This is a genomic window from Buttiauxella selenatireducens, assembly GCF_031432975.1.
Taxonomy (GTDB): Bacteria; Pseudomonadota; Gammaproteobacteria; order Enterobacterales; family Enterobacteriaceae; genus Buttiauxella; species Buttiauxella selenatireducens.
The window spans coordinates 3,296,981-3,323,339 of the sequence record NZ_CP133838.1 but is presented as its reverse complement, the minus strand read 5'-3'; the positions used below and the strand labels follow the sequence as shown (position 1 = coordinate 3,323,339).

Below are 26,359 nucleotides of genomic sequence, written 5' to 3'. Positions count from 1 at the left end.
CTTACTTTAGTAAGTGACTGGGGATTTACTTCCTGGCCGCCGACCTGCAACTCGAATTATTTAGAGTTAATAACTTAAGTTATTCCAGGCGCTGCCGATAATAATCGACAGGACCCGTGACCAACGCGCTAAGGAAAATTCATGTCCAGTAGCCTGATTAACAGTGCCATGAGTGGCCTGGGAGCTGCCCAGGCGGCACTGAATACTGTCAGTAACAACATTTCTAACTACAACGTCACAGGCTATACCCGCCAGACTACTGTGTTATCTCAATCGCTAAGTACGATGGGCGCAGGGGGCTGGATTGGGAACGGCGTGCAAGTCAGCGGTGTGCAACGTGAATATGATGCGTTCATCACTAACCAGCTGCGTGCGGCGCAAACGCAAAGCAGTGGCCTGAATACCCAATATCAGCAGATGTCTAAGATAGACAACATGCTCTCTGGTAGCACCAATACCCTCGCCACCACGCTGCAAAGTTTCTTCACCGGCCTACAAACGCTGGTGAGTAACGCGGAAGATCCTGCGGCACGCCAGGCATTACTGGGTAATGCCAACGGCCTGGTAAACCAGTTTAAGGTGACCGATCAGTATCTACGCGATCAGGATAAGCAGGTGAATACCGCAATCCAAAGCAGCGTGGAGCAAATCAATAACTACGCAAGCCAGATCGCAAATCTGAATAACCAAATTTCACGCCTGACCGGTGTGGGGGCGGGCGCTGCACCAAACGACCTGCTTGATCAACGCGACCAGTTGGTGAGCCAACTGAACCAGATTGTTGGCGTCGAAGTGAGCGTTCAGGACGGTGGCACATATAACGTCTCTATCGCCAACGGCTTAACGCTGGTGCAAGGCGACAAAGCCAACAAACTGGCTGCTGTTTCGTCGAGCGCTGATCCTTCTCGCATCACTGTTGCGTATGTCGATCCCGTTTCTGGCACCACTGAAATTCCAGAAAGCCAACTGAACAACGGTACGCTGGGTGGGATGTTGACTTTCCGCTCACAGGATTTGGACAGCGCGCGAAATCGTCTGGGGCAATTGGCCCTGACGTTTTCTGATGCGATTAACAAACAGCATGGCCTCGGTTTTGATGCCAATGGCGACAAAGGTGACAAGTTCTTTAACATAGGCAGCCCGTCGGTGTTAAGTAACGCCAAAAACCCGACCAAAACCGAACTGACCGCGGCGGTTTCCGATAGCACTAAGGTCCAGGCAAGCGACTACAACGTCGTCTTTGATGGAACCAACTGGCAGGTGACGCGCTTATCGGATAACGCGAAAATCACGGCGAAAACCACGGATGATGGCAACGGCAACGTTACCGGGCTGGAGTTTGATGGTTTGAGTGTCTCCGTGAAAGGGGCCCCTCAACCTGAGAAAAATGACTCCTTCACGATTAAACCGGTTTCTAACGCCGTGGTGAATATGAACGTGGCTATCAGCGATGAAAGCAAGCTGGCATTAGCGGGTGCTGCGGACAATGGTGAAAGCGATAACCGTAATGCTCAGGCGTTGCTGGATTTGCAAAATAGCAAAGTCGTCAGCGGCAACAAATCGTTTAACGATGCGTATGCAAGCCTGGTCAGTGACGTGGGGAATAAAACCAACACGCTGAAAGTCACCACTACCACGCAAAATAATGTCGTCACGCAGCTAAGTAACCAGCAGCAGTCTATTTCTGGCGTCAACCTCGACGAAGAGTACGGTAACTTGCAGCGTTTTCAACAGTATTACCTGGCAAATGCTCAGGTACTTCAGACGGCATCAACGTTGTTTGATGCGTTACTGTCCATCCGTTAATTGAGGAATCAGGCTGTATGCGTATCAGTACCGCGATGATGTACCAACAAAATATGCGTGGCGTAACTAACGCACAAAGTGAGTGGCTGCGTTACGGCGAGCAGATGTCGACCGGTAAGCGTGTCATCAAACCATCCGATGATCCGATCGCCGCATCGCAAGCCGTGGTGTTGTCTCAGGCTCAGGCACAAAACAGCCAGTATGCGCTGGCGCGGACCTTTGCGACGCAAAAAGTGTCACTGGAAGAAAACGTGTTGGGGCAGGTGACGACGGCGATTCAGTCAGCGCAGGAGAAAATCGTTTACGCCGGAAACGGCACGTTAAGCGATGATGACCGTGCTTCACTGGCTACCGATCTGGAAGGTATCCGCAATCAAATTCTGAACCTTGCCAACAGTACTGACGGCAACGGACGTTTCATTTTTGCTGGATATAAAACCGAATCTGCTCCGTTCAGCGGTGGGGCAAATAGCATCACTTATAAGGGTGGTGATAGCGCGGTAACCCAATCTGTTGATTCATCACGCATCATGACGATTGGCCATACGGGAACACAGGTTTTCAATTCACTGACCAGTAATGCGGTACCTGAACCTGATGGCACTGATTCCGAAACCAATCTGTTCAACATGCTTGATTCCGCGATTGAAACCCTGAGAAAACCGGCTGAAGGTCTGGACGATACTCAGAAAGCCGATTTAACCGCCGCCATTGATAAAACTAACCGTGGTCTGAAAAACTCACTCAATAACGTGCTAACTGTGCGTGCAGAGCTGGGTACCCAATTAAGTGAGCTGGATAAGCTTGATGAGTTAGGCGGTGACCGTGCATTAGGCCAGGCGCAGCAAATGAGTGATTTGGTGGATGTAGACTGGAACTCAGCAATATCTTCCTATGTGATGCAGCAGGCGGCACTTCAGGCGTCTTACAAAGCTTTCAGCGATATGCAAGGGATGTCCCTGTTCCAACTGAATAAGTAATCGTTAACCTTTTTTGGGCGTGCCATGAAACTGGGTACGCTTTATGTGCCCACTTCTGCACCCCGAAGTGGGCTTTTTTTTATCCTGAGTTCAGGTTCTGAATGGCAGGCAATAAAAAAGCCGACCCGTATCCGGATCGGCTTTTACGTAACGCTTAGCGATTACTCAGCGCTTTGTGGGCGCGTAGCAGGCGCTGTTGCCTGGTGAGTTGCACTGTTACCACCGGCAGAACCGCGGCCACTGAACTCATACGTTGGGCGAACCCAATCGCTCTGACGTGGTGCTTCCGGGGTATATTCCGGTGCTGGAGCTTTTGTCATTGGTGCTGTTGCATGTTTAGTGACGTGAGTAACAGCCGCAACTTCTGGCTGAGCCGCTTTCACTTCTGGCACTACTGCAATGACAGGCTCTTCAACAACAGCTGTTTCAACCTGGGTTTCTTCAACCTTGGTTTCTTCAACAACAGCTTCCTGTGCAACCACTTCAACCGGCTTAACGTCTTCAACCGGAGCGGCAGCCACAGTGTCCACAACAACATTATCCACAACAACAGAGGCTTCTTGAGCAAGCTCAGCAGCCTGCTGTTGATGAGTCGCGACGGCAACGTCATCTTGTGCAGCTTCAACTTCATCGATGACTTGCTCAGCAACAACGTCGTCAATCGCGGCAATCAGATGTGGCTGCTCGTTTACTGGGGTTGCAATCACTTCTGGGTGCGTTGTTTCAACGTGTGCCGTTTCGACATTTACAGTCTCAACCGCAGCTTGCGCGGCGACAACATGAACCACAGGCTGCTCAACGTTAACGTGTGCAGACGGTTGCTCAATAGTCGCTGCAGGAGCTTGTTCAACGTTGTTGTACTGTGATTCTTCCTGTGCGCGGGCAACAGGATAGCTGATCCAGGCTTTGCCAGAAGCAAGCTCAGGAGAAGCACACGCAACGGTCATCGGCATTGGTGATTGCGTTGGGTAACGCTCATCACGATAACGACGGCGACGTTGACCGCTCACACGTAAGTGACGTGGGGAGCGGCGAGAGCGACGTGGCATACCGTTGGAGTCGTTACGGGAATCGTTGTTGTCATCTTGCTCAACAGCCGGCTTCTCGATAACAGCAGGCAGCGGGATAGTTGCCAGATCGGTACGTGCAACAGGCGCTGCGCTAACTTCAGCGACGTCTGGAGTGACTACAGTTTCAACGCTTGAATCTGACGCAGATTCGAAACGAATTTTCTGGTTCAATTGACGTTGCTTACGACGCGGCATGACCTGGACGCGTTCTTCCTGCTCAGCTTCAACTTCTACTGCTACGGTTTCATCGCGCTGCAGAACTTTAACTTCTTGCTGTGCCTGGCGCTTATCATCGCTACGACGACGGTTGCGTTCGCGGCGTGGTTGCTGCTCATCACGTGCTTTTGGTTTTTCAATTTCCTCAGCAACGTTCTGACGTGTTTCACGCACTTCAGTATTTTGCTGTTGGCCCTGACGGCGATTACGGCGGTTCTCGTCACGATCGCGGTTTTCGCGCGGCTCACGGTTATCACGATTTTCGCTGCGGTTATCGCGCTCGCCACGATTATCACGATCGCGGTTGTTGCGATCTGAACGGTCGTTACGGTCACGGCGGTTATTCTGACGACGGTTATTGCGACGATCCTGGCTTTGACGTTGGCTTTCAGTCTCAGCAGGCTTCGCTTCCTGAACGTCTTTGCTTTCTGGCGTGCTTTCACCAGCAAACAGGTTTTTCAGGGCGCCAAAGAAACGGCTCAGCAGACCAGGTTGCGCAGCGGTTGCCGCTTTCGCGACAGCAGGTTTAGCCGCTGGAGCTGGCGTTGCAGATGGTGCTGACTCTGGTGGTGCCGGTGGTACGTCAGGCATCACGAAAGTTGCCAGCGCAGGTTGCTCTGGACGTTTACGCTCGGCGTACTCTTCTTCAGATGGCACAGCCATCTCTTCTTCATACCGCTTCGGCAGCATGTAGCTCAGCGTTTTGCTTTCTTCGCCTTTACGCACGCGCAGTACCGAATAGTGTGGCGTTTCCATCTGATCGTTAGGAACGATGATGGCTTTCACGCCGCCCTGACGGGTTTCAATCGCACTGACTGCATCACGTTTTTCGTTCAGCAGGTAAGAAGCAATTGGCACCGGAACAATCGCGTGAACTTCTTGCGTGTTCTCTTTCAGTGCTTCTTCTTCAATCAAACGCAGAATAGACAATGACAGAGATTCGTTGTCACGCACGGTACCTGTACCGCTACAACGCGGACAAACGTGGTGGCTGGACTCACCCAGGGAAGGGGAGAGACGCTGACGAGACATTTCCAGCAGACCAAAGCGCGAAATGTGGCTTATCTGGATGCGAGCCCTGTCCTGACGCACGGCTTCACGCAGACGGTTTTCTACCGCGCGCTGGTGGCGCACTGGGGTCATATCGATGAAGTCGATAACAATCAGACCACCGAGGTCACGCAAACGCAGTTGGCGTGCGATTTCATCAGCCGCTTCAAGGTTGGTATTAAATGCCGTTTCTTCGATATCGCCACCGCGAGTTGCGCGCGCGGAGTTGATGTCGATAGCGGTTAGTGCTTCGGTGGAGTCGATAACAATCGAACCACCGGATGGCAGACGGACTTCACGCTGGAAAGCGGATTCAATCTGCGACTCAATTTGGTAATGGCTAAACAGCGGGATTTCACCGGTGTAGAGCTTAATTTTGCTGCTGAAATCAGGGCGACCCAGAGCACCGATATGCTGGCGAGCCAGTTCGAGTACTTTCGGGTTATCGATAAGAATCTCACCGATGTCCTGACGCAGGTAATCACGGAAAGCACGCACAATAACGTTGCTTTCCTGGTGAATAAGGAATGGTGCAGGGCGGTTTTCAGCCGCTTTTTGAATCGCTTCCCAATGCTTCAGACGGAAGCTTAAATCCCATTGCAGTGCCTCAGCGGATTTACCCACGCCAGCAGTACGTACAATCAGACCCATGCCATCTGGCAGTTCCAGAGAGGAAAGGGCTTCTTTCAGTTCAGTACGGTCGTCACCCTCGATACGGCGGGAAATACCACCTGCACGCGGGTTGTTCGGCATCAGTACCAAATAACTACCGGCCAGACTAATAAAGGTGGTTAAGGCTGCGCCTTTATTACCACGTTCTTCTTTATCAATCTGAACAATCACTTCCTGGCCTTCGCGCAAAACATCTTTAATGTTCGGACGACCATGTGATGAATAATTAGACGGGAAATATTCGCGGGCAATTTCTTTAAGAGGAAGGAAACCATGACGTTCAGCGCCGTAATCTACAAATGCCGCTTCCAGACTTGGTTCAATACGGGTGATTTTGCCTTTATAGATGTTAGCTTTTTTCTGTTCGTGTCCAGGACTTTCAATATCCAGATCGTACAGGCGTTGCCCATCTACAAGGGCGACACGCAACTCTTCTTGCTGAGTCGCGTTTATTAGCATTCTTTTCATCGTAACTTACTCATTATTCTTACATTGGTGACAAAGCTACGGGCATGGTGACGCTGACCGGGAGTGAACCGATGGCCTCGTGACTAAACGCTAAGTCGCCAACCTCACGGTTGTCGCTTGCTGAGAGGCGCAAAGTGTCGGTAGCCTGTATTTCATACGGAAATACAGCGCAATTATCGTGGGAATAACCTTAGAATATTTCTTAAGAGTTGATTCCAATTTACCGGTCAGGCTGCAACCCGCAGCCCGCTAACTGCCTGAAGGTACAATACGTCTTACGCCATTGCTGCGTGGATGGACGTTCAGGCAAAACTGGTAATTCCGCAAAATTCCTTGTTCTAACAAGTATCAACACGGAAAACCGCAACATTATTCCATTGCTAACCTTATTATAGCAAGATGACTTTTGCCTTTGATGCCTCGTTTCTTACAGTTTTTTAACTCGCTTTTTCGCTGCATGTCGCAGAAAACTGAAAAAGGGGAGTCAGGCGACTTAAAACCAGGCAGTTTCTCAGTTAAGCACATAAAAATGAGTGGCGCTATGCGCGCACGCTATTTAGAATCGCCGACCATGAAAACTCCGACACCTTCAGTACAAATCGTTGCCATTTCTTCTGATGAAGCTGGGCAGCGTATCGATAACTTTTTGCTCTCCCGCTTGAAGGGCGTGCCGAAAAGTATGATTTATCGCATTTTGCGTAAAGGCGAAGTGCGCGTGAATAAAAAACGCATTAAGCCTGAATATAAAATTCAGGATGGCGACGAAATTCGTATTCCGCCGGTTCGTGTTGCTGAACGCGAAGAAGAGGCGGTTTCCCCGCATCTGCAAAAAGTGGCTGCGCTGACCGATGCGATTCTCTATGAAGATGACCATATCCTGGTGCTGAATAAACCTTCAGGTACTGCGGTACACGGTGGCAGTGGTTTAAGTTTTGGGGTGATTGAAGGCTTACGAGCCCTTCGTCCTGAAGCGCGTTTCCTTGAGCTTGTGCATCGCCTTGACCGTGATACCTCCGGTATCTTACTGGTCGCGAAGAAGCGTTCGGCACTGCGTTCATTGCATGAGCAACTGCGTGAAAAAGGAATGCAGAAGGATTATCTGGCGCTGGTACGAGGCCAATGGCAATCGCACGTCAAAGCTGTGCAGGCGCCCCTCCTGAAGAATATTCTGCAAAGCGGTGAGCGTATCGTGCGGGTTAACAGCGAAGGTAAACCTTCTGAAACGCGTTTTAAAGTTGAAGAGCGTTATACGTTCGCCACACTTGTGCGCTGTAGCCCGATAACCGGGCGTACTCACCAGATTCGTGTGCATACGCTACATGCAGGGCACCCGATTGCCTTCGATGATCGCTACGGTGACCGTGAGTTTGATAAGCAACTGGCGGGTACTGGCCTGAATCGCTTGTTCTTGCATGCAGCGGCTTTACGCTTCACCCATCCAAATACCGGTGAAATTATGCGTGTCGAAGCGCCGCTGGATGAGCAGTTGAAGCGTTGCCTCAGCGTACTGCGCAGTAAAAGCAAAGTGTAATGGGAATGGGCACCGATTAATGGTGCCCATCTATCACTGAGAAGTTAGTGTTGTTTATGTATTAGAGACTTCGTAGGAGATATTTCCCTGAAGGTCGGCGGGGACATCCCAAACCTGGAATGTCATTCCCCTGTTTCCTCCCCAGGCTAATACAGAATGGTCATTCTTGAGTACGCAAAAACTCGGATCGTATGGATTCCCGTAGATTGCACAGATATTACTTAGCTTTGGCTCAAGAAACTTGGTATCGTCGTATCCAACAACATCTGTTCCCCACCTGACCACGGTGCCATCACGTTTCAATGCAGCAAATGCATACTGTGAGCCAGCTAATATAACCACATCGGACAATCCTTCAGGTACCTCCAAATCTTTCGGGTTTGCCGTATTCCCCCAAAGCACAACAGTACCATCAGACCTTAGTGCACCTAACACAGTACCATTGAACTGTACATCAACAATATCTGTGAGCGCGGCAATATTCGCAGGCAAAACGCTACTATTTCCGGTTCCCCAGGCAACAATATGACCCGTGGAACGAAATGCGACATTAAGTGGACCCTGGCGACCTCCCCAGCCCCAGCTACGGACTTCGACGATATCGGTTAATGCCGCAATTTCATCAGGTAGTGCCTTATCATTCTCTACATCCCCCCATTGCACGATAGAGTGATTACTTCTTAACGCGATGAAAACATCGTTCCCACCTTCGCTAACAGACACGATATCTGTCAGCGCTGCAATATCAGCGGGAACGGAGGTGCTTTGATAATCGCTTTCTCCCCATGCGACAACTTGCCCTGTGGCACGAAGGGCAGCATACGATCCAAAACTCGATGCGTAGATATCAATAATATCAGCCAGTACGACGATTTCAGGAGGCAAAAAATATGGAGGCGCAAGGGTATCGCTTCTGCCCCACGCCACGACAGAACCATTGGTGCGTAAAGCTGAAAATGTGTACTCAGAACCGAGAATTTTAACCACATCGGTTAATGCCGCAATATTGTCAGGGATGACAAACTTAGCTTGTCCAAACCAGGCAAATAATTGCCCGGCAGCGTTGCGTGCACAAGGTGCATATGAATTGGAACCAATTTCCAGCACATTGTGATTACGATCATCTGTGGGGGGATATCCACCTGAATCATCAGCGCCCCATGCTACCGCTTTGCCATCATTTCTTATTGCTGAGTAACTCCACTGCTGACATATAACGTTAAGTGCATTTAAAATTACCGGGGCAAAATTATTGATACTGATTTCTAAACGTTTTGCCCATCGGGTATCGGTGAAATATTTTCCGGTAAATACGCTATCTTCACCGACATAGCGCCAGTTAGCCTCGACAGGCAATAAGGTTTCAGGATCCAGAGCCACTAAACGCTTCATGACCATGTGGTTTGATCTTGCCCCCATCACCTTCAGCTTATCTGTTGGGTTGGTATAGCTAATGTTACCTTGCAAATCAGCAGGGACATCAGTCATATTTCCGCCGCTCCCTTTATTGCCCCACACGACTAATTCATTCCCTGCATTGATGGCAAAAAAGCTGTCACGATTGGCATAGACCGCTGAGATATTCTGCAACTGCAGTAACATGCCTTCCGTGGAGTATTGGCCCCAGCCGACGACGCGACCATCACTTTTTAAGGCTGCAACAGAATTAGTTGAGCACGTTAATGCGACGACATCACTTAATGTTGCGGGAACAGCAGCCCCTGATGCGGTATTGCCCCAGGCGGCTACGTGGCCATTGGCACGCAGCAAAATGACCGCGCGGTCTGTCATCTGCACATCAACCACATCGTTCAGAAGCACTATTTCTGCAGGCAGTTCAACATTGACACCCCAGGCCACCACATGGCCTGATGCACGGCGTGCGACAAAGGTGTCAATGGCACCCGTAATATCTGTGATATCGCTAAGTGCTGCTACTACGTCAGGCAGCAGGCCACCTTGTGCGCTATTTCCCCACGCGACAACGTGACCATTTGCACGGCGTGCTGCAAAGGCGGAAAAGGTGGATTGCACATCAACAATATCAGTGAGAAGGGCTATTTCTGCTGGCAGGTTACCGCCATATTCGGTTGAACCCCATGCGACGATATGACCCGTGGCTCTGCGTGCAACAAAGGCTGCATCATTTGCCACAATATCGACAATGTCTGTCAGAGCCTCGATTTCAGCCGGAACGTTGGCAGCCGCTGAGTCAGTTCCCCAGGCAACCACCTGTCCTGTCGCACGCAATGCGACCATTGCGTTTTTTCCCCCACGGATGCTCACAATATCCCGTAAAATAGCGATATTTTCGGGAATGGCCAGTTTCTTCCCTGCGAGAGTCTCGAAGCCCCAGGCGAACACTTGGCCTTCATCATTCAGTGCACACAGCGCCTGATTAAAACCAGCAAAACTTATTACGCCATGATTGCGAGTACTGACTGGCGGTTCGCCACCGCTGCTATCCAGCCCCCACGAAGTCGCGGTACCGTCATTTTTACGCGCGACAGTGGCAAAAAGGTTACCATCAACATTGGAGACATTAAGCGAAACTCGGCCTATATATCCTGCGGCGCTGGCATACAGCTTTTTCTCTGGATGAGTGTCGGTGAAGGCGTTGCTGCTGACAGAGGCCGTTTCCCCTTCGTAACGCCATTCAGCGACAACAGGTGTTAATGTCGCGCTATCAAGTGCCACCAGACGATGGCGAGCAAATAAATAACTGGTGGCGTTCTGAGTACGGGCACCCATGATTTTTAGTGATGGAGTCATTTCTGATTACCTTATGTGGCAGAGTTTTCTGATTGAAAAACGACAATCTCGTCTTCCATCGGGAGGCAAGATAACCACGATAAGTAACGTGAAAAGGTAATAGAAATCACATAAGGTAAAATATCGTTATTATTAATTTATTTAATAAAATTAAATAATTACGGGTGATGGGTTCTTATTATTGATGCTGTAAATGATAACGGATCAGGTTCTGTTACCCCTGATCATCCAGAGGAGAAACATTCTCCGCTCGTAACATTTCGCATAATGCAATTAACGGCAGACCCACCAGGGTATTGGGATCACGACCATTCAGTCGTTCAAACAGAGTAATCCCCAGTCCTTCACTTTTAAAACTTCCTGCGCACTGCAAAGGTTGCTCTTTACGCACATAATTGCGGATTTCTTGCTCACTCAGATGGCGAAAATGGACATCAAAAGGCTCGCAAATCACCTGCAAATTCCTGGAAGCTGAATTATAAAGTGCCAACCCTGTATAAAAAGTAACAATAGTGTTGCGAGCAATCAGCAATTGTTCCACCGCTTTTTCTTCGGTATGTGGCTTTCCGACGATTTTCCCCTCTAATACGCAGACCTGATCTGAACCAATAATTAAATGATTCGGATATTCAGTGCTCAATGCTTGCGCTTTGGCTTGTGCAAGGCGCATCACTAAGTGGCGGGCATTTTCCCCGGGCGTTGGCGTTTCATCAACCTGCGGAGCCGCGGTGGTGAAGGGGATGCCGAGCTTTTCAAGAAGCGCTCGACGGTAGGCTGAAGTTGAGGCCAGAACAATTTGCGTCATATTTTTTTCATTAATGATAGCGATTCGGGTAAAGGCATTTTAAACTGTGCAACCGCAATGTGTGCGAATAAATGGCAAAGGCGCTGTTTCCAGGCCTTTTTCTTTGACTCTATGACGTTACAAAGTTAATATGCGCGCCCTATGCAAAAAGTAAAATTACCCCTGACTCTCGATCCGGTTCGTACGGCTCAAAAACGCCTTGATTACCACGGTGTGTATACACCTGGTCAGGCTGAGCGCGTCGCCGAATTCGTAGTCAGTGTAGACAGTGATGTGGAATGCGATATGTCATTTGCCATCGACAACCAACGCCTCGCGGTTCTTACCGGTGATGCGAAGGTTTCGGTAACACTTGCATGTCAGCGTTGCGGAAAGCCATTTGCCCATCAGGTCTACACACAGTATTGTTTTAGCCCGATCGTCAAAGACGAGCAGGCTGAAGCACTCCCGGAAGGATATGAACCAGTTCAGGTCAACGAATTTGGTGAAATCGATCTTCTGGCGTTGGTTGAAGATGAAATTATCCTCTCCTTGCCAGTTGTTCCGGTGCATGATTCTGAACACTGTGAAGTGTCCGAGGCGGACATGGTATTTGGCAAACTGCCTTCCGAGGCGGAGAAACCAAACCCATTTGCCGTATTAGCCAGTTTAAAGCGTAAGTAATTGAGGAGTAAGGTCCATGGCCGTACAACAGAATAAACCAACCCGTTCCAAACGTGGCATGCGTCGTTCCCATGACGCGCTGACCACAGCTACCCTGTCCGTGGACAAAGTTTCTGGCGAAACTCATCTGCGTCACCACATCACAGCCGACGGTTTCTACCGCGGCCGCAAGGTTATCGTTAAGTAATTGGCGATTCCTTGACACGTCTAACCCTTGCGTTAGATGCCATGGGTGGGGACTTCGGTCCTTCCGTGACAGTGCCTGCAGCTTTGCAGGCACTGGACTCTAACTCTCAGCTAAACCTTCTATTAGTCGGTGATCCCGACGCCATCACGCCATTACTTGCCAAAGCTGATTTTGAAAAACGTTCACGTGCGCAGATAGTTTCTGCGGAATCGGTTATTGCCAGTGATGCAAGACCTTCGCAAGCGATCCGAAATAGTCGCGGATCCTCAATGCGAGTGGCGCTTGAATTAGTGAAAGAAGGGCGAGCACAAGCATGTGTCAGTGCAGGAAATACGGGTGCGCTGATGGGACTGGCTAAATTATTGCTCAAACCTATAGAAGGTATTGAGCGTCCCGCGTTGATGACGGTTTTACCTCATCAGCAAAAAGGCAAAACCGTGGTGCTGGATCTTGGTGCCAACGTGGCTTGCGACAGCAATATGTTGGTGCAATTCGCGATAATGGGTTCTGTGATGGCTGAAGAAGTTCTCGGCATCAACTCTCCACGAGTTGCCTTGCTGAACATTGGCGAAGAAGAGACGAAAGGTCTTGATAGTATTCGCGATGCCTCAGCTTTATTAAAAACAATGCCTTCTATCAACTATATTGGTTATCTTGAAGCAAACGAGTTGTTGACGGGAAAGACCGACGTGCTGGTGTGTGATGGCTTTGTCGGTAATGTCACTCTCAAGACGATGGAAGGGGTTGCAAGAATGTTCCTTTCGCTTTTGAAATCACAAGGCGAAGGGAAAAAAAGGTCGTGGTGGCTAATTATATTGAAACATTGGTTACAAAAAAGCCTGACCAGGCGATTCAGTCACCTCAACCCCGACCAGTATAATGGCGCCTGTCTGTTAGGATTGCGCGGCACAGTGATTAAGAGTCACGGAGCGGCCAATCAGCGAGCGTTTGTTGTCGCTATTGAACAGGCAGTGCAGGCGGTGGCGCGGCAAGTCCCTACGAGGATTGCTGCCCGCCTGGAATCTGTGTATCCGACAGGTTTCGGATTGAAGGAAGGCGACAAGTTCAGGAATCCTCGGGAGCATAGCTAACTATGTGACCAGGGTGAGTGAACGACGTTAACGCACCTGCAACCCGAAAGATGCGGGTACATTACCCAAGAGTGACTGACGTACATGTATACGAAGATTATTGGTACGGGCAGCTATCTGCCCGAACACGTGCGTACCAACGCCGATCTGGAAAAAATGGTGGATACTTCTGACGAGTGGATTGTCACCCGTACAGGTATTCGTGAGCGTCGAGTTGCTGCACCGGATGAAACCGTTGCAACGATGGGCTTTGCTGCGGCAACGCGCGCCCTGGAAATGGCGGGTGTCGATAAATCTGCAATCGGGCTTATTATCGTCGCCACAACGTCTTCGACTCATGCTTTCCCAAGCGCTGCTTGTCAGATTCAGAGCATGTTGGGAATTAAAGGCTGCCCGGCATTTGATGTCGCTGCGGCTTGCGCAGGTTTTACCTACGCATTAAGTATTGCTGATCAATATGTGAAAAACGGTGCTGTGGATTACGCGCTGGTTATTGGTGCGGATGTGCTGGCCCGTACTTGCGATCCGACGGATCGCGGCACAATAATTATTTTTGGTGATGGTGCAGGTGCGGTGCTTCTCGGTAAAAGCGAAGAGCCAGGCATTATTTCAACGCATCTTCATGCTGATGGTAGTTACGGCTCATTGCTGGCGCTGCCAAACAAAGACCGTTTTAATCCTGAGAATCCTTCTTACCTGACCATGGCGGGTAACGAAGTGTTCAAAGTGGCTGTGACGGAACTTGCACACATTGTTGATGAAACCCTTGAGGCGAACAATCTGGATCGTTCGGATCTTGATTGGTTGGTACCGCATCAGGCTAACTTACGCATTATCAGTGCGACAGCCAAGAAGCTTGGCATGTCATTGGATAATGTCGTTGTGACCCTTGACAGGCACGGTAACACCTCTGCGGCCTCTGTACCGGCAGCGTTTGACGAAGCGGTTCGGGATGGTCGAATTCAACGTGGCCAATTGGTATTGCTCGAAGCCTTCGGCGGCGGCTTTACCTGGGGTTCAGCACTGGTTCGTTTTTGATTATTAGGGATTTAACCATGACTCAATTTGCTTTTGTTTTCCCTGGGCAAGGTTCGCAAGCCGTTGGTATGCTGGCTGAAATCGCAGCAGCGAACCCTATTGTGGAAGCAACCTTCCGCGAAGCTTCTGATGCGCTGGGCTATGATTTGTGGACTCTGACCCAACAAGGTCCGGCCGAAGAATTGAACAAAACCTGGCAAACACAGCCTGCGTTGCTGACAGCTTCTGTCGCATTGTGGCGTGTCTGGCAGCAGCAGGGTGGCAAAACTCCTGCGATGATGGCCGGACATAGCCTCGGTGAGTATTCTGCTCTGGTTTGTGCTGGGGTGATGGATTTCGCAGACGCTGTGCGTCTGGTCGAGTTACGTGGCAAATTGATGCAGGAAGCCGTTCCTGCTGGCACTGGCGCAATGTATGCCATCATCGGTCTTGATGATGCATCAATTGCTAAAGCCTGTGATGAAGCGGCTCAGGGCGAAGTGGTCTCTCCGGTGAACTTTAACTCACCAGGCCAGGTCGTCATTGCGGGTAACAAAGATGCCGTAGAGCGTGCAGGTGCTGCTTGTAAAGCCGCCGGCGCTAAACGTGCTCTGCCGCTACCGGTTAGCGTGCCATCTCACTGTGCGCTGATGAAACCTGCTGCAGACAAACTGGCTGTTGCGCTGGAAAATATTACTTTCAACGCACCTTCTGTTCCGGTTGTGAATAATGTCGATGTGAAGTGTGAAACGTCGCCAGAAGCTATCCGTAGTGCTTTGGTACGCCAGCTTTACAGCCCGGTACAGTGGACTAAATCAGTAGAATTTATGGCAGCACAGGGTGTGACCCAGTTGCTGGAAGTAGGGCCTGGTAAGGTATTGACTGGCCTGACAAAACGTATTGTTGACACACTGACAGCATCGGCCATTAACGAGCCGGTAGCGCTGTCAGCGGCGTTAGAGCAATAAGACGAGGGAAACCCATGAGTTTTGAAGGAAAAATTGCGCTGGTAACCGGTGCAAGCCGCGGTATTGGCCGCGCGATCGCGGAAACCTTAGTGGCCCGTGGTGCGAAAGTTATCGGTACTGCAACCAGCGAAAGCGGTGCGCAGGCGATCAGTGATTATCTGGGCGAAAACGGCAAAGGCTACATGCTGAATGTAACCGATCCAGCTTCTATCGACGCTGTTTTAGGAAATATTCGCGCAGAATTTGGCGAAGTTGACATTCTGGTCAATAATGCCGGTATCACTCGTGATAATCTGTTAATGCGCATGAAAGATGACGAATGGAACGATATCATCGAAACCAATCTGTCATCAGTTTTCCGTCTGTCAAAAGCGGTAATGCGCGCTATGATGAAAAAGCGTCATGGTCGTATTATCACTATTGGTTCCGTGGTTGGTACCATGGGAAATGCTGGTCAGGCAAACTACGCTGCGGCGAAAGCGGGTCTGATTGGCTTCAGTAAATCACTGGCGCGTGAAGTTGCGTCACGTGGTATTACTGTAAACGTTGTTGCTCCGGGCTTTATTGAAACGGACATGACGCGTGCGCTTTCTGATGAACAGCGTGCGGGTATACTGGCGGAAGTTCCAGCGGGTCGTTTAGGCGACGCAAAAGAAATCGCCAGTGCTGTTGCATTTTTAGCCTCTGACGAGGCGGGTTACATCTCTGGTGAGACCCTGCACGTCAATGGCGGAATGTATATGGTTTAACCACGATATAAAACTATTTGCGTTATTTGGGCGAATGCCCGCAAAATAGCGTAAAATCGTGGTATGACCTGCCGGGATTTAGTTGCATCTTTTTCAACATTTTATACACTACGAAAACCATCGCGAAAGCGAGTTTTGATAGGAAATTTAAGAGTATGAGCACTATCGAAGAACGCGTTAAGAAAATTATCGGCGAACAACTGGGCGTTAAGCAGGAAGAAGTTATCAACTCCGCTTCCTTCGTAGAGGACCTGGGTGCTGATTCTCTTGACACCGTTGAGCTGGTAATGGCTCTGGAAGAAGAGTTTGATACTGAGATTCCGGACGAAGAAGCTGAGAAAATCACCACCGTTCAGGCTGCCATTGATTACATCAACGGTCACCAGGCGTAAGTGAACATCTCCAGGCGGTCATTCGACCGCCTGAGTTTTATCTAATTGTCCCACAAGTTTTATTTTTTTCCCTCCCTGGAGGACAAACGTGTCTAAGCGTCGTGTAGTTGTGACCGGACTGGGCATGTTGTCTCCTGTCGGCAATACCGTAGAGTCTACTTGGAAAGCTCTCCTTGCCGGTCAGAGTGGCATCAGCCTAATCGACCATTTCGATACTACCGCCTATGCAACGAAATTTGCTGGCTTAGTAAAGGATTTTAACTGTGACGACATCATTTCGCGCAAAGAACAGCGCAAAATGGATGCCTTCATTCAATATGGAATTGTTGCTGGCCACCAGGCCATGCTGGATTCTGGTCTGGAAGTAACAGAAGAGAATGCAATCCGTATCGGTGCTGCAATTGGCTCGGGTATCGGTGGTCTGGGTCTTATCGAAGAGAACCACTCCTCGTTGGTTAACGGTGGTCCACGTAAGATCAGCCCATTCTTTGTTCCGTCTACTATTGTGAATATGGTGGCAGGTCACCTGACCATTATGTTTGGCCTTCGCGGTCCAAGCATTTCCATTGCAACAGCGTGTACTTCTGGTGTGCATAACATCGGCCAGGCCGCGCGTATGATCGCCTATGGTGATGCAGACGCAATGCTTGCTGGTGGTGCAGAGAAAGCCAGTACTCCGCTGGGCGTGGGTGGCTTTGGTGCTGCGCGTGCGCTTTCTACCCGCAACGAAAACCCGCAAGCGGCAAGCCGCCCATGGGATAAAGACCGTGATGGTTTTGTACTGGGTGATGGTGCGGGCATGATGGTACTCGAAGAGTACGAACATGCTAAGAAGCGTGGCGCGAAAATTTACGCAGAAGTTGTTGGTTTTGGTATGAGCAGCGATGCTTACCACATGACTTCACCGCCAGAAAACGGTGCTGGTGCTGCACTGGCCATGGAAAACGCACTGCGTGATGCAGGTATTACACCAGCGATGGTAGGTTATGTGAACGCGCATGGCACTTCCACTCCTGCTGGTGATAAAGCTGAAACGCAAGCGGTTAAGACTATTTTCGGGGAAGATGCATACCGCGTTCTGGTAAGCTCAACCAAGTCTATGACCGGTCACCTGTTAGGCGCTGCTGGGGCAGTAGAGTCAATTTACTCCATCCTTGCTCTGCGCGATCAGGCGATTCCACCAACAATCAACCTTGATAACCCTGACGAAGGCTGCGATCTGGACTTTGTTCCGCATGAAGCGCGCCAGGTGAAAGGTATGGAATACACGCTGTGTAACTCCTTCGGATTTGGTGGTACAAACGGTTCTCTGATCTTCAAGAAGATCTAAACCGTCTCTATAAAGGGCTCGCGTGCGGGCCCTTTATACCCGTTATACTTCAAGTTGTCTCATTGTTGGCTGCGCTCTCTCGCCCGAATCACTTACTTTAGTAAGCTCATCGGGACTCTTTCATTTGCCGCCGTGATACAACTCGAATTATTTTGGGTATATACATCTCAATTCTCCTCCCTTGCAGCATCTCTTCCGCACTGGCACTCTTAACTCACAAAGCATTGTGGAGTTGATATGTATTTAATCAATGGCGAGTTAACAGACAAACTACCGGCCAACGATCGTGCCGTGCAATTTGGTGATGGTTGTTTTACCACTGCGCGGGTGAGTGCAGGCAACGTTCGTTTTTTGGAACAGCACATTGGCCGTTTACAACAAGCCTGTGAAAAACTCCTGATCCCTTTTATCGACTGGTCATTGCTGGAAACAGAAATGCAGCAACTGGCGGCAGCTGAACAGCAAGCCGTGTTGAAAGTGATGATTACACGCGGTAGCGGTGGGCGCGGTTATAGCGCGGCGAATTGCCTGCAACCGACACGCTTATTATCCGTATCTGCTTATCCTTCATTTTATTCTCAATGGCGCGAACAAGGCATTAGCCTTGCTTTAAGCCCGATCCAACTTGGCATCAATCCACATCTTGCCGGAATTAAACACCTGAATCGACTGGAACAAGTGCTGATTCGTACGCATCTTGAACAGATGCCTGCGCAGGAAGCCCTTGTTCTTGACAGCGATGGGTGGCTTACGGAATGCTGTGCCGCTAATTTATTCTGGCGTAAAGGTTCGCAGGTTTTTACGCCGTATGTAGATAAATCTGGTGTAAATGGCACCATGCGTCAGCATATTATCGCCTGTCTGGCTGATTCATCATGGCAGGTAACAGAGGTACGAGAAAAGCTGGACAGCCTGGGTGCGGCTGACGAAGTGCTGATTTGCAATGCGTTGATGCCCATTATTCCTGTGAACCAGGCTGAATCCTGGCGATTTAATTCTCGAGAGCTTTATCAATTTTTAGCACCACTTTGTGAGTAATCAATTACCAATGAAAAAGATGCTACGTTTCTTTCTGCTGTTGTTAGTGGTGCTGGGTGTAGCGGCAGGCGTTGGCTTATATAAAGTCCGCCAACTTGCCAACAGTCATCTGACTATTCAGCAAGAAACCATATTTACGCTCAAGCCTGGTACGGGTCGCCTGGCACTGGGTAAACAGTTGTATGAAGAAAAATTGCTCAATCGCCCACGCGTATTCCAGTGGTTGCTTAAAGTTGAGCCTGATCTCGCTAATTTTAAAGCGGGGACTTACCGTTTTACCCCGCAAATGACGGTTCGGGATATGCTCAAACTGTTAGCCAGTGGTAAAGAAGCTCAGTTTCCAATTCGATTTGTTGAAGGGACTCGTCTGAGTGACTGGCTAAAACAGCTGCGCGAAGCACCGTTTATCCAGCACACGCTCAAGGACGACAGCTACGCCACCATTGCCGAAGCGTTAAAGCTTGAGCATCCTGAATGGGTTGAGGGCTGGTTCTTCCCAGATACCTGGTTGTACACCGCGAATACCACTGACGTTGCGTTGCTAAAACGTGCACATCAGCGAATGGTGAAGGCTGTACAGGCTGCATGGGATGGCAAAAAAGACGGACTGCCATACAAAACGCAAAACGATTTAGTCACCATGGCCTCGATTATTGAGAAAGAAACCGCCGTGGCGCAGGAACGTGACCAGGTCGCGTCTGTGTTCATTAACCGTTTACGCATCGGCATGCGTTTACAAACCGACCCAACGGTAATTTACGGTATGGGTGAGAGCTATAATGGTAAGCTGTCGCGAAAAGATCTGGAAACGCCGACGGCCTATAATACCTATGTCATTAGCGGCATGCCGCCAGGTCCCATTGCTATTCCTGGTGACGCCTCATTACAAGCCGCTGCTCATCCAGCAAAAACGCCGTATCTCTATTTTGTCGCAGATGGAAAGGGCGGTCATACATTTAATACCAACCTTGCAGGCCACAATCAGGCTGTGCAGGTGTATATCAAAGCACTGAAGGACAAGAATGGTCAGTAAATTTATCGTCATCGAAGGGCTCGAAGGAGCAGGGAAAACTAACGCGCATAACGTGGTGGTTGCGACCTTAAAAGAGCTGGGAATTAGCGAGTTGGTCTTCACTCGTGAACCCGGCGGTACTCCACTTGCGGAAAGATTGCGTGAGTTGACGCTAAACAACAAAGGCATCGGCGATGAAATCGTGACTGATAAAGCTGAAGTGCTGATGTTTTACGCGGCGCGTGTGCAGCTCGTTGAAACGGTTATCAAACCGGCCCTGGCGCGTGGCGCGTGGGTCATTGGCGACAGGCATGACCTTTCTACCCAAGCTTACCAGGGCGGTGGTCGTTGTATTGATCAAAAATTACTCATGGCGCTGCGTAATACCGTGCTGGGTGATTTTTATCCTGACCTGACGATTTATCTTGATGTCACGCCGGAAGTTGGTCTCACCCGTGCCCGTGCCCGTGGTGAGCTCGACAGAATTGAGCAGGAATCTATCGACTTCTTTAATCGCACTCGCGCCCGTTATCTGGAACTTGCTGCAAGCGACAGCCGCATTCATACCATTAATGCGACACAAACGCTGGATGAGGTTTCACGGGATGTGCGGAACGCTGTGCTTGAGTGGGCTAAGGGGTTGGTGTAATGAAATGGTATCCATGGTTACGCGCGCCCTTTGAACAAATTCTCAGCCAGTATCAGGCTGGGCGCGGGCACCATGCATTGCTGCTTCATTCATTATCCGGCATGGGTGATGACGCATTAATCTACGCACTCACGCGCTGGTTGATGTGCCAGCAACCACAAGGCACCAAAAGCTGTGGTCAATGCCGCAGTTGCCAGTTGATGCAGGCTGGAACACATCCTGACAGCTACGTGGTCGCACCTGAAAAGGGTAAATCCAGTCTTGGCATCGATGCTATTCGTGAGATAACTGAAAAGCTGTACAGTCACGCCCAACAGGGTGGGGCAAAAGTCGTCTGGCTGGAAGATGCTGGGCTTCTCACTGAAGCCGCAGCGAATGCGCTGCTGAAAACCCTCGAGGAGCCACCTGCAAATACCTGGTTCTTCCTCGGGTGTCGTGAACCGGCGCGTTTACCCGCCACGTTACGCAGTCGTTGTTTGTACTGGTATCTGACACCACCCGATGAAACTTTTGCGCAGGCCTGGCTTGCTCGAGAAATCTCTCTGGATCGTGAGCAAATACGTGCTGCGCTGCGTTTGAGTTCTGGTGCTCCTGCAGGCGCCCTGGCGTTGCTTCAACCTGAGCAGTGGAAACATCGCCAGACGTTGTGCGAAAAACTTAATGAAGCTTGCGCGACTAAGAATATGCTGGGGTTGTTGCCCGCGCTCAACAGTGATGATGCTACCGTTCGCATCCACTGGTTATGCTCTGTATTGGTGGATGCACTAAAATGGCAGCAAGGCGCAACGCCCTGGCTGACTAATGATGATCAACAAGCATTGGTCGTAAATCTTGCCAATAGCGCGACACCGGCGATACTCCAGGCCATTCTGCACAATTGGTTTGCCTGCCGTGAAGCATTGCTCAGCGTTGTTGGCGTGAATCGTGAATTACTCCTGACTGAACAATTACTCACCTGGGAGCGTTTAATGCAACCCGGTGCAGTCCTTCCTTCCTTCCATCTTTAAGAGTATCTGTATGTTCCTGGTTGACTCACATTGCCATCTTGATGGCCTCGATTATCAATCCCTGCATAAAAGCGTTGATGACGTACTGGAAAAAGCCGCAGCACGCGATGTGAAGTTCTGCCTTGCGGTTGCCACGACGCTCGACGGTTATCGCAATATGCGCCAGCTGGTTGGCGAGCGCCAGAATGTCGCTTATTCATGTGGTGTGCATCCACTGAATCAGGACGAAGAGTATGATGTCGAGGAACTGCGCCGCCTGGCTGCCGATCCCGGCGTTGTGGCGTTAGGGGAAACGGGTCTGGATTATTTCTATACCCCTGAAACCAAACCTCGCCAGCAGGAGTCGTTCCGTCATCACATCCAGATTGGTCGCGAACTTAACAAGCCGGTGATTGTTCATACCCGAGATGCGCGCGCCGATACGCTGTCGATTCTGCATGAAGAGAAAGTGACAGACTGCGGTGGGGTACTACACTGTTTTACAGAAGACAGAGAAACTGCTGGAAAATTGCTCGATATGGGTTTTTACATCTCTTTCTCCGGCATTGTGACCTTCCGCAATGCTGAACAACTCAGGGAAGCGGCGCGTTATGTGCCACTGGACCGCATATTGGTGGAGACAGATTCACCTTACCTTGCGCCAGTGCCACACCGTGGTAAGGAAAACCAACCGGCAATGACGCGCGATGTGGCGGAATATATGGCGGTGCTGAAAGGTGTTTCTCTTGAGGAATTGGCCGTTGTGACGACAAAAAACTTCGCCACTCTGTTCCATATTCCTGCGTCGCGCTTGCAATCCGCCTGATAAACCTAAGTTATTTTAAAGCTCGTAATTAATAAACGAAGCGAGTAAAGTGCACCGCCACAAAAAGGGCGGTGCAGGCCTTTTTTGTTACGTTTAGAAACGCGTTTTGTAAACTTATGAAAGTTTTTCACAGGGCTATTAGAGAAACGTGATAGCCGTCAAACAAACTTTCGCTGATTTATTTTACTCTGCGTAATAAATCAAAAGGCACTTCAGATGCCTGTATATGGACCGGATCTCCCCCCAGTCCGATGCGCATAACGCGTAAAAAAAGCACAAATACTCAGGAGCACTCTCAATTATGTTTAAGAATGCATTTGCAAACCTGCAAAAGGTGGGTAAATCGCTGATGCTGCCAGTATCCGTACTGCCTATCGCAGGTATCCTGCTGGGCGTCGGTTCTGCTAACTTCAGCTGGCTGCCAGCAGTGGTTTCTCATGTTATGGCGGAAGCGGGCGGTTCAGTATTCGCCAACATGCCGCTGATTTTTGCTATCGGTGTTGCATTAGGCTTCACAAATAACGATGGCGTTTCTGCATTAGCCTCTGTAGTTGCATACGGCATCATGGTTAAGACCATGGCGGTCGTTGCACCATTGGTTCTGCATATACCTGCTGAAGAGATCGCAGCAAAACACCTGGCGGATACCGGTGTTCTGGGCGGTATCATCTCTGGTGCAATTGCAGCCTACATGTTTAACCGTTTCTACCGCATCAAGCTGCCAGAATACCTGGGCTTCTTCGCCGGTAAACGTTTCGTACCGATCATTTCTGGTCTGGCTGCGATCTTCATGGGCGTTGTGCTGTCCTTCATCTGGCCTCCAATCGGTACGGCTATTCAGACCTTCTCTCAGTGGGCTGCTTACCAGAACCCGGTTGTGGCATTCGGTATCTACGGTTTCGTAGAACGTTGCCTGGTACCATTTGGTCTGCACCACATCTGGAACGTTCCATTCCAGATGCAGATTGGTGAATACACCAACGCAGCAGGTCAGGTATTCCACGGTGATATCCCACGTTACATGGCAGGTGACCCAACTGCGGGCAAACTGTCTGGTGGCTTCCTGTTCAAAATGTACGGTCTGCCTGCTGCGGCTATCGCAATCTGGCACTCAGCTAAACCTGAGAACCGTGCAAAAGTCGGCGGTATCATGATCTCCGCTGCACTGACCTCGTTCCTGACCGGTATTACCGAGCCAATCGAGTTCTCGTTCATGTTCGTTGCTCCAATCCTGTACATCATCCACGCGGTGTTGGCAGGCCTGGCGTTCCCAATCTGTATCCTTCTGGGTATGCGTGACGGGACTTCCTTCTCTCACGGTCTGATTGACTTCATCGTGCTGAGCGGTAACAGCAGCAAACTGTGGCTGTTCCCAATTGTTGGCCTGTGCTACGCGGCGATTTACTACACCGTGTTCCGCGTGCTGATTAAAGCTCTGGACCTGAAAACCCCAGGTCGTGAAGACGCAACTGCTGAAGCTTCTACTACTTCAACAAGCGAAATGGCACCGGCACTGGTTGCAGCTTTCGGCGGTAAAGAAAACATCACTAACCTGGACGCATGTATTACCCGTCTGCGTGTTAGCGTGGCCGACATCTCTAAAGTCGACCAGGCTGGCCTGAAGAAACTGGGTGCGGCAGGTGTAGTAGTCGCTGGTTCAGGTGTTCAGGCAATCTTCGGTACTAAATCCGATAACCTGAAAACTGAAATGGATGAATGGATCCGTAACAGCTAAGAAGTCGTTGGGGAGAACTAAGGGAGGCCATTGGCCTCCCTTTTTTACGTCTATAATTCGCAGGTTAAGGTTGAAAGAGCAGGTGTAACTCGCTCATACTCTTACGCTATGCCGCATAAAGCACGCCACTCATGAAAAAGGTAACGTCATGGCCGAAGAAACAATTTTCAGTAAAATCATTCGCCGCGAGATTCCGGCTGATATCGTTTATCAAGATGAGTTAGTCACTGCATTTCGTGACATTTCGCCACAGGCTCCGACCCATATCCTTATTATTCCTAATATCCTGATCCCGACGGTTAATCACGTGACCGCCGATCATGAACTGGCGTTAGGTCGCATGGTGACCGTAGCTGCAAAAATTGCTGAGGAAGAAGGGATTGCAGAAGACGGCTACCGTCTGATTATGAACTGCAATCGCCACGGTGGGCAGGAGGTTTACCATATCCACATGCACCTGCTGGGTGGCCGTGTACTAGGGCCGATGCTGGCGCATAAAGGATAAGTTGATGAAAACTCGCTCGCTGTTAATGCTACTGGCCATCATTTTTATGGTGGGATGCAGTTCAAAACCAGCCATTCCCGTAAGCGATGGGCAAACGTTGGTGATGGAAGCATCGGTGCTTGCAGCGGGGATCAGTGCTGAAAAACCAGATATTTCAACTGATAACGGTGCCACTGTTTCTCGCAGTCAACTGTATAATGAACAGTCTAAACCGGTCATCATTAGCTATCGTTTTTATTGGTATGACGTAAAAGGGCTGGAGATTCATCCTCTCGAGCAACCTCGCACGATTACGATACCAGCAAAATCTAGTGTTTCGGTGTCATCAATAGCCAGTTATCCAGACGCACGTAAAGTTCGTCTTTATCTCTCTTTACAAGGGGTGAATTTTGATTAAGGGAATCCATCGTTACCTGGTAATTATCGCTGCGGCGATGATTTTGTCCGGGTGTATTAACCGTGGTGAAGCTCCGGCTCCTGTGGAAGAAGTGAAGCCTGTTCCGCAACAGCCAGTTGAGCCGCCACCGACTGTTCCAACGGTGCCGACAGTGCCGACTCAACCTGGCCCAATTGAACAGCCACAACCAACAATTCCTGCCACACCAAAAGTGCGTAGCTACGATTGGGGCAGTGCCATGCAGCCGATGGTCGGCAAAATGTTGCAGGCCGATGGCGTGACTGCTGGTGGGGTTCTGCTGGTAGATAGCGTGAACAATCACACCAATGGCTCGCTGCAAACCAGTCAAGCGACAGAAGCGTTGCGCGGCGCGTTGGCGAACAACAGCAAATTTACCCTTGTTTCAGCCCAACAGCTGTCACTGGCAAAACAGCAATTGGGATTATCTCCACAAGATAGTCTCGGCTCTCGTAGCAAAGCGATTGGCATCGCCCGTAATGTAGGCGCGCAATATGTGCTGTACAGCAATGCCAGTGGCAACGTGAACGCACCGACGCTGAAAATGCAGTTGATGCTGGTTCAGACGGGCGAAATTATTTGGTCAGGAAGCGGTGCGGTACAACAAACCCATTAATTCGTCACTGCAACGTGTCATTGAAAAGTATCTTCCGGCGGCTCAGGCCGCCGGTTGTTTTTCACCGCTGGAGGGATTGAGCGGTGGGAGTGTCTATTTTTCAATTGGAACGCGGGAGTTTGTTGCGCGACAACAGCTTGAAACGTCGATGCCGGGTGTTTCCCTTGCACGGCAATATCGCGCGCTAACTCGGATTTCTCGGGGAATCGGTTCACCTCCTGTTTGCCAGGCTGAAGGGTGGTTAATCGTCGAATGGTTGAACGGCGAAGTAAAATCGGAGCTGCCCTCACTGCATTCACTCACTTCCTTGTTGTATGATTTGCACCATCAACCCTGTTTCGGCTGGCGAATCAATCTGTTGCCATTACTTGAGCGCTATTGGCAAATGGCTGCTCGGGAGCGAAGGAGTTTGGCCTGGCTGCGGTTGCTTAAAAAGATGAAAAAACAGGGCGAGCCTAAACCGCTGCGTCTTGCTGCGCTGCACATGGACATTCATGCCGGTAATCTGGTGCATCAGGCACAAAGTATCCAACTCATCGACTGGGAGTATGCCGGTGATGGGGACGTGGCGCTGGAGCTTGCGGCCATCGTTACGGGCAATAATGTTGATAGCGAGTCTTTGATTCGCACTTACGCGCAAATGAGCCATATTCAGGTAGATGAATTAAGCCGACAGGTCACGCGCTGGCAGCCGTGGGTTATCCTGCTGATGGCATCATGGTATGAATGTCGTTGGCAACAAACTCATGACAGAACATTTTTAACCCTTGCTGACGAAGCGTGGTGCCGTCTGCAAGGGAATGATTAATT

The 26,359-nt window shown here is 50.1% G+C and carries 24 protein-coding genes; 21 read left to right on the top strand and 3 right to left on the bottom strand.

Features of this window, described 5'->3' with window-relative positions; translation table 11 throughout:
- Positions 1 to 141 precede the first annotated feature (141 nt).
- Together flgK and flgL are read left to right on the top strand one after the other, a co-directional pair.
- On the top strand, positions 142 to 1,806 hold the full coding sequence (flgK, locus tag RHD99_RS15355) for a flagellar hook-associated protein FlgK (RefSeq protein ID WP_309875009.1): 1,665 nt from the start codon (positions 142 to 144) through the stop codon (positions 1,804 to 1,806).
- Positions 1,807 to 1,823: 17 nt separating this feature from the next.
- Positions 1,824 to 2,786: a flagellar hook-associated protein FlgL gene (flgL, locus tag RHD99_RS15350; protein WP_309875007.1), complete on the top strand. Its 963-nt coding sequence runs from the start codon at positions 1,824 to 1,826 to the stop codon at positions 2,784 to 2,786.
- A gap of 161 nt (positions 2,787 to 2,947) precedes the next feature.
- On the opposite strand, the gene rne is transcribed toward flgL, so the two are convergent.
- Positions 2,948 to 6,262 carry a ribonuclease E gene (gene rne, locus RHD99_RS15345; RefSeq protein WP_309875005.1) on the bottom strand — a complete coding sequence of 1,105 codons (3,315 nt, stop codon included), beginning with the start codon at positions 6,260 to 6,262 and terminating at the stop codon, positions 2,948 to 2,950.
- 571 nt (positions 6,263 to 6,833) lie between these two features.
- Between rne and rluC the strand changes: the two genes are divergently transcribed.
- Positions 6,834 to 7,793: a 23S rRNA pseudouridine(955/2504/2580) synthase RluC gene (gene rluC / locus RHD99_RS15340; protein ID WP_309879178.1), complete on the top strand. Its 960-nt coding sequence runs from the start codon at positions 6,834 to 6,836 to the stop codon at positions 7,791 to 7,793.
- A 54-nt stretch (positions 7,794 to 7,847) separates the two neighbouring features.
- On the opposite strand, the gene RHD99_RS15335 is transcribed toward rluC, so the two are convergent.
- Positions 7,848 to 10,565, bottom strand: a complete 2,718-nt coding sequence (locus tag RHD99_RS15335; protein WP_309875004.1) for an RCC1 domain-containing protein — start codon at positions 10,563 to 10,565, stop codon at positions 7,848 to 7,850.
- 214 nt (positions 10,566 to 10,779) lie between these two features.
- Positions 10,780 to 11,370, bottom strand: a complete 591-nt coding sequence (locus tag RHD99_RS15330; RefSeq protein WP_309875002.1) for a Maf family protein — start codon at positions 11,368 to 11,370, stop codon at positions 10,780 to 10,782.
- A 141-nt stretch (positions 11,371 to 11,511) separates the two neighbouring features.
- Here RHD99_RS15330 and yceD point away from each other — a divergent pair, with 141 nt between their 5' ends.
- The 18 genes from yceD (at position 11,512) to thiK (ending at position 26,357) form a co-directional block, all read left to right on the top strand.
- A complete protein-coding gene (gene yceD / locus RHD99_RS15325; RefSeq protein ID WP_309874999.1) occupies positions 11,512 to 12,033 on the top strand; it encodes a 23S rRNA accumulation protein YceD in 522 nt (173 codons plus the stop codon).
- Positions 12,034 to 12,049: 16 nt separating this feature from the next.
- On the top strand, positions 12,050 to 12,220 hold the full coding sequence (gene rpmF, locus RHD99_RS15320) for a 50S ribosomal protein L32 (RefSeq protein WP_038473647.1): 171 nt from the start codon (positions 12,050 to 12,052) through the stop codon (positions 12,218 to 12,220).
- Between the two features lie 11 nt (positions 12,221 to 12,231).
- A complete protein-coding gene (gene plsX, locus RHD99_RS15315) occupies positions 12,232 to 13,311 on the top strand; it encodes a phosphate acyltransferase PlsX (protein ID WP_309874998.1) in 1,080 nt (359 codons plus the stop codon).
- A gap of 84 nt (positions 13,312 to 13,395) precedes the next feature.
- Entirely contained in the window at positions 13,396 to 14,349 is a 954-nt protein-coding gene (locus RHD99_RS15310) for a beta-ketoacyl-ACP synthase III (RefSeq protein WP_309874997.1), read from the top strand.
- Between the two features lie 17 nt (positions 14,350 to 14,366).
- Positions 14,367 to 15,296, top strand: a complete 930-nt coding sequence (gene fabD / locus RHD99_RS15305; protein WP_183271905.1) for an ACP S-malonyltransferase — start codon at positions 14,367 to 14,369, stop codon at positions 15,294 to 15,296.
- 14 nt (positions 15,297 to 15,310) lie between these two features.
- Complete coding sequence (gene fabG, locus RHD99_RS15300; protein WP_183271904.1) at positions 15,311 to 16,045, top strand: 3-oxoacyl-ACP reductase FabG; 735 nt, start codon at positions 15,311 to 15,313, stop codon at positions 16,043 to 16,045.
- Positions 16,046 to 16,200: 155 nt separating this feature from the next.
- Positions 16,201 to 16,437 (top strand): acyl carrier protein, encoded by a 237-nt coding sequence (gene acpP / locus RHD99_RS15295; protein ID WP_034456161.1) that lies wholly within the window; start codon positions 16,201 to 16,203, stop codon positions 16,435 to 16,437.
- Between the two features lie 88 nt (positions 16,438 to 16,525).
- On the top strand, positions 16,526 to 17,767 hold the full coding sequence (fabF, locus tag RHD99_RS15290) for a beta-ketoacyl-ACP synthase II (protein WP_183271903.1): 1,242 nt from the start codon (positions 16,526 to 16,528) through the stop codon (positions 17,765 to 17,767).
- 237 nt (positions 17,768 to 18,004) lie between these two features.
- Positions 18,005 to 18,805, top strand: coding sequence for an aminodeoxychorismate lyase (gene pabC, locus RHD99_RS15285; RefSeq protein ID WP_309874995.1), 801 nt, complete (start codon positions 18,005 to 18,007; stop codon positions 18,803 to 18,805).
- Positions 18,806 to 18,815: 10 nt separating this feature from the next.
- Positions 18,816 to 19,838, top strand: a complete 1,023-nt coding sequence (yceG, locus tag RHD99_RS15280) for a cell division protein YceG (RefSeq protein ID WP_309874993.1) — start codon at positions 18,816 to 18,818, stop codon at positions 19,836 to 19,838.
- A complete protein-coding gene (gene tmk, locus RHD99_RS15275; RefSeq protein WP_309874991.1) occupies positions 19,828 to 20,466 on the top strand; it encodes a dTMP kinase in 639 nt (212 codons plus the stop codon). Before yceG ends, tmk begins: the two co-directional genes overlap by 11 nt.
- On the top strand, positions 20,466 to 21,473 hold the full coding sequence (holB, locus tag RHD99_RS15270) for a DNA polymerase III subunit delta' (protein ID WP_309874989.1): 1,008 nt from the start codon (positions 20,466 to 20,468) through the stop codon (positions 21,471 to 21,473). The genes tmk and holB overlap by 1 nt, the downstream gene beginning before the upstream one ends.
- 10 nt (positions 21,474 to 21,483) lie before the next feature.
- Entirely contained in the window at positions 21,484 to 22,278 is a 795-nt protein-coding gene (locus RHD99_RS15265; RefSeq protein ID WP_183271898.1) for a metal-dependent hydrolase, read from the top strand.
- Between the two features lie 301 nt (positions 22,279 to 22,579).
- Positions 22,580 to 24,013 (top strand): PTS glucose transporter subunit IIBC, encoded by a 1,434-nt coding sequence (ptsG, locus tag RHD99_RS15260; protein ID WP_309874987.1) that lies wholly within the window; start codon positions 22,580 to 22,582, stop codon positions 24,011 to 24,013.
- Between the two features lie 148 nt (positions 24,014 to 24,161).
- A complete protein-coding gene (gene hinT / locus RHD99_RS15255) occupies positions 24,162 to 24,518 on the top strand; it encodes a purine nucleoside phosphoramidase (protein WP_309874985.1) in 357 nt (118 codons plus the stop codon).
- A 4-nt stretch (positions 24,519 to 24,522) separates the two neighbouring features.
- Complete coding sequence (locus RHD99_RS15250) at positions 24,523 to 24,915, top strand: YcfL family putative periplasmic lipoprotein (RefSeq protein ID WP_183271895.1); 393 nt, start codon at positions 24,523 to 24,525, stop codon at positions 24,913 to 24,915.
- A gap of 37 nt (positions 24,916 to 24,952) precedes the next feature.
- Positions 24,953 to 25,549: a penicillin-binding protein activator LpoB gene (gene lpoB / locus RHD99_RS15245; protein WP_255459290.1), complete on the top strand. Its 597-nt coding sequence runs from the start codon at positions 24,953 to 24,955 to the stop codon at positions 25,547 to 25,549.
- The gene (gene thiK, locus RHD99_RS15240; RefSeq protein WP_309874984.1) at positions 25,527 to 26,357 is read left to right on the top strand and encodes a thiamine kinase; all 831 of its coding nucleotides are present in this window, start codon (positions 25,527 to 25,529) and stop codon (positions 26,355 to 26,357) included. Before lpoB ends, thiK begins: the two co-directional genes overlap by 23 nt.
- The last annotated feature ends 2 nt before the right edge of the window (positions 26,358 to 26,359 follow it).